This is a genomic window from Lancefieldella sp. Marseille-Q7238, from assembly GCF_949152215.1.
In the GTDB taxonomy this organism is placed as follows: domain Bacteria; phylum Actinomycetota; class Coriobacteriia; order Coriobacteriales; family Atopobiaceae; genus Lancefieldella.
In genome coordinates, this window is record NZ_OX424407.1 from 763674 (window position 1) to 775725 (window position 12052).

At 49.3% G+C, this 12052-nt stretch carries 11 protein-coding genes; 1 reads left to right on the forward strand and 10 read right to left on the reverse strand.

The genetic code is table 11. From position 1 onward, the window contains the following. Positions 1-19 precede the first annotated feature (19 nt). The 6 genes from QM016_RS03445 to QM016_RS03470 form a co-directional block, all read right to left on the reverse strand. Positions 20-397 carry a nitrous oxide-stimulated promoter family protein gene (locus QM016_RS03445; RefSeq protein ID WP_035434265.1) on the reverse strand — a complete coding sequence of 126 codons (378 nt, stop codon included), beginning with the start codon at positions 395-397 and terminating at the stop codon, positions 20-22. A gap of 59 nt (positions 398-456) precedes the next feature. Further along, positions 457-2142 carry an ABC transporter ATP-binding protein gene (locus tag QM016_RS03450; RefSeq protein WP_282710181.1) on the reverse strand — a complete coding sequence of 562 codons (1686 nt, stop codon included), beginning with the start codon at positions 2140-2142 and terminating at the stop codon, positions 457-459. Further along, complete coding sequence (locus tag QM016_RS03455) at positions 2139-3875, reverse strand: ABC transporter ATP-binding protein/permease (RefSeq protein WP_282710182.1); 1737 nt, start codon at positions 3873-3875, stop codon at positions 2139-2141. Before QM016_RS03455 ends, QM016_RS03450 begins: the two co-directional genes overlap by 4 nt. Before the next feature lie 200 nt (positions 3876-4075). Then, complete coding sequence (locus QM016_RS03460; protein ID WP_282710183.1) at positions 4076-4885, reverse strand: class I SAM-dependent methyltransferase; 810 nt, start codon at positions 4883-4885, stop codon at positions 4076-4078. Positions 4886-4984: 99 nt separating this feature from the next. Next, positions 4985-5431: a flavodoxin family protein gene (locus tag QM016_RS03465; protein WP_016477931.1), complete on the reverse strand. Its 447-nt coding sequence runs from the start codon at positions 5429-5431 to the stop codon at positions 4985-4987. 109 nt (positions 5432-5540) lie between these two features. After that, positions 5541-5993 carry an isochorismatase family protein gene (locus QM016_RS03470; protein ID WP_282710184.1) on the reverse strand — a complete coding sequence of 151 codons (453 nt, stop codon included), beginning with the start codon at positions 5991-5993 and terminating at the stop codon, positions 5541-5543. 157 nt (positions 5994-6150) lie between these two features. Here QM016_RS03470 and asnA point away from each other — a divergent pair, with 157 nt between their 5' ends. Next, complete coding sequence (gene asnA, locus QM016_RS03475; protein ID WP_282710185.1) at positions 6151-7152, forward strand: aspartate--ammonia ligase; 1002 nt, start codon at positions 6151-6153, stop codon at positions 7150-7152. Between the two features lie 5 nt (positions 7153-7157). On the opposite strand, the gene QM016_RS03480 is transcribed toward asnA, so the two are convergent. From QM016_RS03480 to QM016_RS03495, 4 genes are all read right to left on the reverse strand, one after another. Beyond that, a complete protein-coding gene (locus QM016_RS03480) occupies positions 7158-8363 on the reverse strand; it encodes an ABC transporter permease (protein WP_282710186.1) in 1206 nt (401 codons plus the stop codon). Then, a complete protein-coding gene (locus tag QM016_RS03485; protein ID WP_273061784.1) occupies positions 8360-9100 on the reverse strand; it encodes an ABC transporter ATP-binding protein in 741 nt (246 codons plus the stop codon). Before QM016_RS03485 ends, QM016_RS03480 begins: the two co-directional genes overlap by 4 nt. Before the next feature lies 1 nt (position 9101). Beyond that, on the reverse strand, positions 9102-10688 hold the full coding sequence (locus QM016_RS03490) for an efflux RND transporter periplasmic adaptor subunit (protein ID WP_282710187.1): 1587 nt from the start codon (positions 10686-10688) through the stop codon (positions 9102-9104). 63 nt (positions 10689-10751) lie between these two features. After that, complete coding sequence (locus tag QM016_RS03495) at positions 10752-11777, reverse strand: DUF6709 family protein (RefSeq protein ID WP_282710188.1); 1026 nt, start codon at positions 11775-11777, stop codon at positions 10752-10754. Positions 11778-12052: the final 275 nt, after the last annotated feature.

A 12052-nucleotide genomic window follows, 5' to 3' on the forward strand; every position in this document is an offset into this window, starting at 1 on the left:
CTACTAATCGTTAACTCAGTTATCTCTCTCTTTTTGATGTCAGCACATGACGAATCGCCATGATTGGATGGTGAAAAAGCATGCGCGGTCCGGAAAACTTCATGACTTCTCTAATCTTTTCCCGCATCTCGGGCCGATAACAATGCACCTTGCAATTCGAGCAAAACGTCTTTGTTTCCATAAAAGGACACCTGTCGATTTGCTGGCGAGCATAACGGTCCAGCTCGGCACATTCAGCGCAGAGGACAGAAGTGTCCGCACGATGCCCCTTCAAAAAGCCGCCACACTTCTTGCCACCGTGTTTCTTGCGACAGTAAAGCGAAATCATGAGCGAAACTATGTTCTTTTCCCGCTCGCATTTGGCGTCCACGCAGCCGCCATCTGTCCCTTTGGACATCCGATTCGACCCCGAATGCTTCTCGTCCGCTTTCTTGTCAGAGGTATTCCTTGCCTGCATCAGCTTGTTCTCCCGTGCTCAACGGAATAGACCGTATCTGCAATGCCCATGGTTGAAGCGCGATGCGATACCAATACGACAGTCCTGCCCAACCTTTCCTCGTGAAGCGCCTTCAGGATCACCGCCTCATTGAGACTATCAAGGTTGCTCGTCGGCTCGTCAAGCAGCATAAACGGAGCATCATGGAGAAACGCGCGCGCAAGCCCCAAACGTTGTCGCTCGCCGCCGGAAAGCGTATCTCCCAACTCTCCCACCGGCGTATCGTAGGCTGCCGGCAACGACATGATGAAATCATGAACAGACGCTTTTTTGCAGGCGGCAATAATTTCATCGTCAGTAGCGTCAAGCCTTGCAAGGCGTACGTTATTACGGATTGAGTCGTGAAACAGATAGGTGTCCTGCGTGACGAAACTCTCCATATCTCGCAGGTTCGAGGTATTAATCTCATTCACGTTTGTATGAGAAATCTGAATGCTTCCCTGCTGAACCTCCCAGAAGCGCATAAAAAGCTTAAGTAATGTTGATTTGCCGCTTCCGCTTTTTCCTACAATGCCAACAACCTTGTTGGAAGGCACTTCAACGGAAAGGCCGTCAAGGATCGTCTCTTCCCCGTAAGCAAAGGTGACCTGCTCTGCCGCGGCGCCGTCAAACTCCACCAAAGCCTTGCCCTTGATCTCCTCCACAACAGGCTCTTCTTCAAGAATGGCGAGTACGCGACTACCGGCTGCAAGGGTGCTTTGCAAGGTCGCTCCCAACGCCGACAGTGCTACAACAGGGCCAAAGGAACTCATCAAAGCCAGCGTAGCTATCAAACATCCCTCAAAGCTGCACAACGATGCGGACAATGCCAGCATGGCGAGGTCAAAGAGAAGGATAACGCTGTTTGTCACCGCGCTGTTGCGTCCGGCTATCCGCTTCAGCTGCTCCTGGTCTTGAGCAAGCGCATCGCTCATGCGATTCATCTCTGACAAACGGCCGCCGCCACACCCATACTGAATGGTTTCAGAAAGGCCGCGCAGGCTATCCAACACAAATGACGACAGCTCCCCAGATGTACGGCGAAGCTTCAGGCCCTTGTCGCCACTGAGTTTTGCCGTCGCCACTGGAATAACGACTCCTATCGTGCTATATGCGACAGCTGCCAAAACTCCAAGCACAACGTGGAACGAACCGATAAACACCACCATGATGAGACTGAATACGCAGGCGATACAAACCGGCGAAATGGTATGCGCGTAAAACACTTCAAGAAGCTCAATATCCGAGGTAATAATGCTGATCAGATTACCTTTATCTCTGCCCTCAAGCTTTGCAGGACAGAGCCTTCTCAGAGCGCTGAATACCTTGTCGCGAATAAGCGCAAGCAACTTAAAGGCAATAAAATGATTGCACGCCTGCTCCGCATAACGCAAAAATCCGCGAGCCACCGCAAAAATACCCAGACAGATGAAGATTCCCGTCAAGGAGAGTTCCGCGCCAAACGGCAGCGCAACTTCCTGCTGCAGTGCAGCCAGAACCGCGTAGCCTCCGAATATCGTGATGCAAGCGGCAAACAGGTGACCGATAACACCCATACAAACAGCCGCCACCATATACCCGGCAAGCGGTTTAACAAGGCCGATAAGCGACGCCATTACCGCAAGGCCTTTCCTGCTGTTACCCTCATGCCTTCCGTCCTGTTTCATGCGGCGTCACCCCCTTGCGCATAACGCTCAAGCTCTTGTTGAGCGCCCCAAAGCCTCGCGTATGTTCCCTCTTTAGCGAGAAGATCCTCGTGAACACCCTCTTCAACAACGCTCCCTTGATCGAGAACGTAGATCTTATCTGCGTCCGTAACGTTCGCGAGTCGATGAGAAATCAGAATGACCGTCTTTTTCTTCGCCAGCGCATGGATCTGAGCCATGATGTCATTCTCGCTTTCAACATCTATGTTTGACGTCGCCTCGTCAAAGATATAGACGGGACTGTCATGCAAAAGAGCCCTTGCGAGCGCCAGCCGCTGCCGCTGTCCCCCGGAGAGGTTGGAGGCCATCTCGTCAAGTTTCATATCGAGGCCCTTCTCGCTTTGTAAAAATCCCGCGAGATTGACCTGTTCAAGAACGCGCCAAAACGTCTCATCCTGAGCGGTCGAACATGCCATCAGAAGATTATCGCGGACCGTGCCTTTGAAGAGGTAACTTTGATGACCAACATACGTAACGCTTTGCATAAGGCTCGCTTCAGAAATTTCAGTCAAAGACCTGTCGCCAAAAAGCACCGCTCCCTCATAGCCTTTATTGCGACCCATAAGGATGGAGGCGATGGTGGATTTTCCGCAGCCCGATTCGCCGACCAGCGCCGTAAAGCTCCCTTTTGGAAAAGCCATATCAATGCCGTGGAGAATCTCACGCTCCGACTCGTAGGAATAGTGAACATCCCTGCAGGTAATCGTAGCGCCTGTGGGAACTTCGCCTGTTTTTGCTTCCGCCTCGGGAAGATCAAGCAAGCGAAAAATCTTCTCGGAAGCCGCCATGCCATTCATGGCAATATGGAAGAAACTGCCCAGCATTCGCATGGGTAAAAAGAAATCTGCCGCCAAAAGGATAATCAACAGGCAACCCGCCAAATCAACGGCGCCCGCCTGAAATTGCGTCACGGCAAGGCCAACACCAAGCGCCGCGCCGCCATATGCAATAAGGTCCATTACGGTAATGGAGTTCAGCTGCATGGTCAGCACTTTCATGGTGATACGCCTGAACTGTTCAGCCTGTTCGTTCATCTCGTTGTGCTTGAACTCATCGGCTTGATAGATTTTTGCGGTGGTCAAACCCTGCAAATTCTCCAAAAACGTATCGCCAAGAGCGGTATATCGACCCCAATATTTTGCCAGCAATTTCTTCGCAAAGCGCTGCACCGCTACGATGGTGAGCGGAATGAGCGGCACACAGATAAGTAAGACCGCAGCGGATGGCAAATTTACAAAGCCAAGTGCCACAAAGAGTGTCAGTGGAGCAAGCAGGGCATAGAAAAATTGCGGAAGGTACTGACCAAAATAGGTTTCAAGCTGGTCAACACCCTCGACAGCCACCTGAACAACTTCGCTGGTCTGCACCTGCTCGTTATAGGAGCTGCCCAGCCTGAGTAGTTTTTTGTAGATGTTCTCCCGCAGAATTTTTTTGACCGATTTTGAACTGAGGTATGCCATACGGCTTGATATGACGCTACACACAAAACGCACGATAACAGCAATCGCAGCTATAACCGCCACAAAGATTACCTGGTTCTGGCTGAGTGTCTTTTCATATAGACTCTGCAGCAGATGAGCTATCTCCCACATCATGACGATGTTTGCCAAAAGAGAGATCCACTGCAAGGCAACGTGTGCGGCAATATATTTCTTACTTTCGCCGATCATGGCGATAAGTCGCTTATTAAACATCCAAACAAGGCTTCCAATGAGAGTTTACAGTTTCTAACTCTCTATTGTAGGTATCGTCGCTAAAAAAGCTACCTTGAACAGGATGACAACCTTTCGCGCTCCGGGGACTTCTCGCCCTCTTTTTGGCGATTTTCCTCTTTTGGCGGTTTCCTATTCTCTTTTCAGTAGTTTTCTGTCCTCTTCCAGCGGTTTATTGCTCTCTACAGTTGCAGGTGCACAAAAATAGCGCGCTTTTTGTCGTCACAGACCTTCATGGCAATTCTGGTATACAGCTTCAATTTCTTGCCAAGAAGCTGTCGAGCCTCCGTATAAAATACCCGCTCATCAAGAAGACGCATGCCAATCTTGTGAGCGAATTCTTGAGCGTCATTGATATAAAAACAAATTTCCGCCGACACGTTGCCCGTCTTTTTCACATACCGATTAGCATACTTGGCGCCAACTTCGTTGGTGGAGTCAAAAATAATCTCGCTGTCCGGAAGATGTCTACTCAGAGCCTGAATGAACGATGTGTTTTTCTCCTCTGAGAAGTATTGAAATACACCGGAGACGATGATGAGTAGTGGCACCGTTGTGTCAATCTTATGTATCCAGCTCAGCTCAAACATATCACCAGCAATAACAACCTCGTTTGGCAGCGGTTCAAGAAAAGCCTCTCTCAATTCAACGGTCTCGGGCAGATCAACCTCATAAAACATAACTTTCGGCAGATTAAGCCTTGCTGCCATAGTTTCAAGCCCCGCGCCAAGATTGATAATGCCGCAGCCTTCGGGATGCTCTGACACAAACGTGCGCACTACCCTGTCAAGCACATGATAACGAGCTACCGACGCGATCATCGCATATTCCGAAGATTTTTTTCTGATTCGATTGAGCGCTTCAGGAGGAATCTTCTTCCCTACCTCGACAGCCTTCTCGTCACAAAAGAACTCAGGAAAATGCTCAGTGACATAGATTCTGGCAACCAGAGGAATATAGGTCGTATCCGCAACGCCTTGTAGATTTTGCATTTTGTGCCCCATACCATTCCGTGAAACCCTTAGTGTCATGCCCTAAGCGCTGTATATTTTCAGCCTGTCCCAGACCACCTTTATGCGGTCAGACCACCCTTATACGGTTGCAATTTCCTTATAAAACTCTACGGCGCCTCGGATTTCTTCCGCATTTGGATGACCTTTTCCCTTTCCGCCTATCAACTTCAAGGGACCAAAGGTGTCAAATCCAATACATCCGTATTCGCCCAGAATCTCCGCATGCTTCTCTTCCGCGATCTTTCGTATGCTATTGGTGTGAGCAGCTCGCACTATACCGCAGGTATACATAAAAAAGACCTTTTTATGTTCAGGGAGGTTCTTCTCAGCATACTGAAGCACTGCTTTGTGCATTTTTCCGTAATAAATCCCTGAGGCAAAACCAACAAAATCGTACTCTGACAAGTCATCCGTCTCTGGACATGTCACATTGATCAGAGTTACTTCATATTTTTGCGCTATCGCGTCAAGCAGCTTTTTTGTATTCTCATGATGCTTGGAGTAATACACTATCGCAGTTTTCATGTTTCCTCCTACCGCTTCCGACTGAAAACTTTCTCCTTTGAAGAATCTTTTAGCATACCGGAGAAGATGCTCTGAGAGAGCGGCGTGAGAAGATAGAACCTGCGCCGCACTACTCAGAAGTGATATTTACCCCAGCATCGCGCAGACATTGCTCGGTATCCCCAAACGCTTTCTCGTTTTTTGAAACAACCGCACGCGTATTGACCGTTGTTTTTAGCCCGTTTTCCAAAGCGCCAAGAGCTGTTTCTTTGATGCAATAGTTGCCGTCAATGCCAATAATCTCAACTTCATCAACGCTCAACTTTTGAAGTTTCTGCAGCAATTCGGGATTTGAAAAAGCGTTACTTTCGCGCTTGTCAAACACGCAATCCGAAACAACTGCAAGCCCAGCGCCAAATTCTTTCTTTTTTGAGGCGCGTTCCCAGGGAAGCTTGTGTACCACATATATAACCTGCTCAGGAGTATAGCGACTGATTATGTCATTACATGCCTCAATAAGACCTTCAGTATTGCGGCGCTTCATAACATTAGTTTGCACATCAACAACAAGTAGAACTTTCATGACGTTCCTTCCTGTATGGACTCACAAAAGTTACCTCATGGCAACAGCTGTTTGCAGTGTACCAGAAACCCACGGCAGGTATGCTATTATCCCCTTTTAAACGAACAGTCCTCAGAATCTGCAGAGGACTGCCAACGTACCTTTGACGAGGAGAGGTATGACTATCATTCCAAAAGGCTACGAATCACAGCTGTCGCTTTACGACACCCAACGTGCCATAGAGCGTATCAAGTACATCTTTCTTGCAAAACTTTGCGCCGCGCTCCACCTTGTACGTGTCACGGCTCCCCTCGTGGTAGACCCGACTACCGGTATGAACGACAACCTTAGCGGCATTGAACGACCTGTGCATTTTGACACGCCGGCTGTAGGCAAAAATGCCGAAGTCGTGCAGTCGCTTGCAAAGTGGAAACGCTATGCACTCCACCGCTACGACTTTAATGTGGGAAAAGGCCTCGTATGTGACATGAACGCCATCCGTCGTGACGAAGAGCTCGATAACTTGCACTCCATTTATGTTGATCAGTGGGACTGGGAAAAGGTCATTGACGAGAAGGACCGCTCTTCTGCCTATCTTCAAGATACCGTCAGCCGTATCGTCACCGCCATCTGCGGAACGCTTGACGAGCTGAAATGGCATTATCCCCAGCTGGAAACGGAACTTGACCGAACCGTTGCCTTTATAACCACGCAAGAGTTGGAGGACCTCTACCCAGAACTTACACCCACCGAACGTGAAAACCGCTTTGTGGCTAAGCACCATACCACCTTCATCATCGGCATCGGAGAAACCCTGCGTTCAGGCAAGCCTCATGACAAACGCTCCCCTGACTATGACGACTGGAATCTCAATGGAGACCTTCTCTTCTGGGACGAGGTCCTCGGTTGCGCTCTTGAAATCAGCAGTATGGGCATTCGCGTAAATCCCGCGACACTTGATCGACAGCTATCTGTCTCCGGTTGCGATAACCGCCGAGAGCTGCCATTCCACAAGATGCTCCTTGAAGGCAAGCTACCACATACCATTGGCGGTGGTATCGGTCAAAGCCGTCTTTGTATGCTGCTTTTAGGCAAGGCGCATGTAGGAGAAGTACAGGCATCCATTTGGGATAGTGATACCGTCCAAGCATGCCAAGAGGCTGGAGTTCAGCTGCTATAGGATCTCTATTGGTAGCGGAGCGATTCTACCGGATTGAGCTTTGCCGCCCGTCGTGCGGGCCACCAGCCAAATACAAGCCCGATTCCAATACAGATTCCTGAGGTCAAAGCTACGATTGATGGGGTAATAATAGGGGTAATCGCAGTCTCCAAATGCATGAGGGCTGAAGCTGATCCCGCCAAAGCCAACGCTCCGGCGTAGCCGAGGGCAACTCCAATAACACCACCCGAGATGCAGAGTAGTATCGATTCACATAAGAACTGCTTTGTAATATCGGCGGCACGCGCGCCAAGCGCCTTACGCAGGCCAATCTCACGAATTCGCTCCGTCACATTGGTAAGCATCATATTCATGATGCCAATACCGCCAACCAAAAGCGAAATACTGGCGATGGCTGTTACAAGTATCTGAAATGAAGCCATTGTGGAGTTGAGCTGGTCAATGATGGAGGACAATGTCATGACGTACACACGATCGTCTTCCCCTTCAGGAATGGCAAACCAATCAAACAACCAGGCCTTTGTTTGATCCGCCAGAGACTTCATGTCAACATTTTCGCGTGCATATCCAAAAATCTGACTGATTGTTTTGGTACCCGAAACGCGTGTTGTAAACGTTGAATACGGCAGATAGCACAGAAGAGTATCACTTCCTCCTCCCATCCTTTGACCACTGTCGCATACGCCGATTACGGTATAAGTATTGTCATCGATACGGACTGTCTTACCAATGGCATCTTTCTCATTTCCGTAGAGCTTCTCGGCAGCCACTCGATCAAGAACAACGTTTTTTGCCACATTGTCCACATCCGATTGCGAGAAGAGCGAGCCGGCCGAAGCCTTGAATCCCATTGCAGTGAAGTACTCAGGCTGACAGCCGATAATCTGTGTGTCAAACTGCTTCTCGATAGAATCAATGCGGCCGGCACTGGAGTCAATACCGGTAACAAATTCATAGCCGGGAACACTCATTGCCAGCTGATCTAAATCCTGCTGCGTCACCCCTCGATCAGGCCACGCATATATGCTCACCATTCGAGATTGATTGAGACCCAGTGAGCCCACCAGGGAGTATTTAATGCCATCGATAAGAGCCGTCATGGCAATGACCGCACTGATTCCAATTACAATTCCAAGCACGGTCAATAGACTGCGCGCACGATTGGCATTGAAAGCAGAGAGGGTTTCATGAAGCAGGTCGCGAAGCCTCATAGAGATGCACCTCCTGCCATCCTCTGCACACCATGATGCAATACATATTCTCGTTCCTGCTCAGCCGTAAGCAAGCGTCCGTCGCGGATATGCACAACGCGATCAGCCCATGTGGCAATTTCGGGATCATGGGTAATGAGTACGATGGTCTTGCCGCGATCCTGCATGGCTCGAAACGTTTTGAGCACCATTTCGCCCGTTGCGGAATCAAGATTGCCCGTGGGTTCATCGGCAAGAATCACTGCAGGATCGTTAACCAAGGCACGCGCAATGGCCACACGTTGAATCTGACCGCCGGAAAGTTCATTGGATTTATGGTCATAGTAATCCTCAGGTAAGCCCACCGATCGCAGCGCCTTCCAGGCACGCAGTTCCCTTTCTGCAACAGGTATATCGGAGTAGATGAGCGGAAGAACAACATTGCGCAACACGGTAGTTCGGGGCAGAAGATTAAACGACTGGAATACAAAGCCAAGACGCGTTGCGCGAATCTCAGCAAGATCATCATCGGAAAGATTGGCAACCTCAAGACCTTCAAGCTTATAAGAACCCGAGGTAGGCGTATCAAGACAACCAAGGATATTCATAAGGGTTGATTTGCCCGATCCTGAAGGGCCCATAATGCAGAGAAACTCGCCCTTCTCGACGCTCAAAGATACGCCACGCAACGCATGAGTAAGTCCTGCAGCTGTCTCATATATGCGGTGCAGCTTATGTGCCTCGATTACCTTTGGCATTTTATCTACCGCCGCCTGCCACGTCTTTATCGCTCGAAGAGTCGCTGCTTGAGCCACTTGAGGTACCACTTGTGCCACCGCTTGAGCCGTCTTTTTCGCCGCCATCGGGATTGTCCAAAATACCTACATCGGGATTTCCTGTTCCACCGGCGAGAAGTACCTCGGTACCGTCATTGATGCCTTCGCCCTCAATGACGGCGGTAGTCGAACTCTTTGCCTTAACCGTAACGGGCACTCGTTTAACCTGAGGATTGTTCTTGTCATCACGAGAAGTGACGACGTTCACATAGGTTCCCGTCTCGTCCTCTGCCAGTGCAAAGAGAGGTACCGTGAGCACGTTTTCCATATGCTGGATCATAATGTCTGCATTGGCGGTCATACCGGGCTTTATGGAGGCATCGGGGTTTTCTATCAGAAGTTCAACATCATACGTAACAATGGCGCGTCCCCTACCGTCATAGCTCATCCCTGAGGTATCCCCGCCTGAAGACGATACGGTAGAGACGTGCGTCACGGTTGCCTCACAGCTAAGTTCCCGAAGAGCCGCAAACGTTACCTGCGCTTTTTGATCGACGGCAATACGGGAAATATCCACTTCATTTATCTGAACATTTACCTTCATTTTTGAGAGATCAGCGATAGTAACCAAAGATCCTGACGTACCTGATCCAGAATTCGAACCTGCCCCGGCGCCTCCGGAAGATCCAACCGATGCACCGTTTACCGCATTCATAACAATGACCGTACCATCGCAAGGAGCCGTTACCGTGCGTTTGTCCGCTTGGGCAACCGCGTCGTTGTGAGCTGAGCGAGCCTCTTCAAGAGCGATTTGCGCACTTTCAAGGTTTGCCTGCGCTGTTTCAACTGATGCCTCAACCGAAGAGGCATTGGCACCGCCGTTTTCCTGATCGTCTTCACCAACACCCGCAGCTCCACTACGGGCAGCCGCCAAAGCGGCTTTTGCTTTACTTACTTCATTTTCTGCCGCTTTCACTTGCTGCGCGGCTTTACGCACAGCTTTATCAAGCTCGTCGTTTTTAATGGTAAAGAGCTTATCGCCCTTTTTAACAACAGATCCCTCCGTAACTTGAACATCCTGTATGATGCCATCGACTTCAGGAGTCACCACTGTTGAAGAGATGGGCTTGATGGATCCTGAAGCCGATACGGAATCGCTGAATTCCCCGCGCGTAATGAAAGCGGTGCTTGCGACAGGAGCTTCAACCTGTTTGTCGCTTTGGAATAAACGCACGACAAACGCAATACCGATAAGTACAACAACGCCCAGCGCAATGCCCACTTTTATGAATTTCTTCCTAAGGCGGATCTTACGATGACGCATAAGGCTTTCATAAGCTTCACGAGCTTCGGCATCCTCTTCATCCTCAGTTGAAGTTATCACCTCTATGCGGGAATTGATATCCACCGTTTTGTCGGTAACATCCGGCACCTTGTGAGCACTAACTGAATTTCGCTCGTTGTCAGGTGACGTATTGCCATCGAGCGGAGCACTACCGTCAGATGAAGGGCTGCCACCAGATGACGTATCAACTTTTTCCTGCTGGAGCTTATGATCAAAATGAAACATAACTCCTCCGAACACACACTTAGTAATGGCTGTTCAACCCATATACATTTTATAGAACATATACTATGCCCGTCGAACCATCTCTTCATAACGTTGAGAATTCTCAGGAGTAAACCCAACCAAAACCGTTGGATTTTTGGCACTAACGGCAGCAGAAATCAGTTGAGTAGCTTCTTCAGAACTCTTCTTTCTAGTCTTAAGCCCAAGGCCGACCGTTTGGGAACCAGTCAGTCGGCATATCAAACTACGACTGATCGCTACAAAGTTTTTCCGCACAACATGCCGGTAAATCCAGAGAATATCCGTATAGGCCATAATCGCCCCGTCCTGTTTGGAAATAATAAAATTCTCGGACAGTGACATTCCCGGCAATCCCGGAACCATAGCTGAATCCTTCAGGCATACTTGCAATTCATCCCACGCTTTCTGGGTGAGTCCTTCCGCATCAAGACGATCCAAGCACGTACGAATCGTTTTTACGTGTCTGAAGTGGCTTGCAAGCATGATAATCCCCACAATGGCAGAAGCAATTGCAGCCGCAAAGAGCGGAGATGATAGGGAATCCTTCGCAGTAACCATCGTGTTAAGGTAGAACATGCCTACCTTGTTAGTCAGCGTGGTGGAGCTTATACCATACGTACTAGAAAGAACACTGATTAAATTGCTTGGCATCTTGGTTACGGTACCATACACCCGTATCGGCGACGGAGCCGTAACGCCTTCTCCATCTTTGGTGTACTGTGCCCAGTACTCTTTCTGACTGCTGAATTTACTTTCGTCGGAGGGTTTCATACAGAGGATTGACAGTTGGCCATCCTTATCCACACATACATACATGTACTTGTCGTCAGAGCGCGCTGACCATTCATCAAGACCCACTACATCAACATAGGCGTATTTTCCCTCCTGTGCATCGCTCATAGTGCCAAAGGGCACGGCATCAGCCTTACTTGTTGCGCCGATGATCCCAGCATTGACAAGACCACCGAGAAGGCCAAGAACAACCGCAACGATACAGCCGGCCACGCCCACCATAAAACGGAACTTTCTAGGTCTTAGATACTGCTCAAGATCGTTTCTTGCATTCATAGCATGACCGCCTTCTGCATCATCATGCACCAATATATCGCTTCAAACGTATACTTTGTCTACCACGATTGATTGTACTACAGCCGATTTCTATACAAAATGAGCAGCGCCTCTGACGATAAGCACAAGTAAATCTTCTGACTCTATTACTGCCTGTTAAGCCCTAGTATCATTGCCGGAGAATCTCATCGTTTTGTACAATAAAGCCGGAAACGCTTTACTCGGATACAGATCATCGCGTAAAGTCCAAATACCACCGCGCATCTTCGATCATC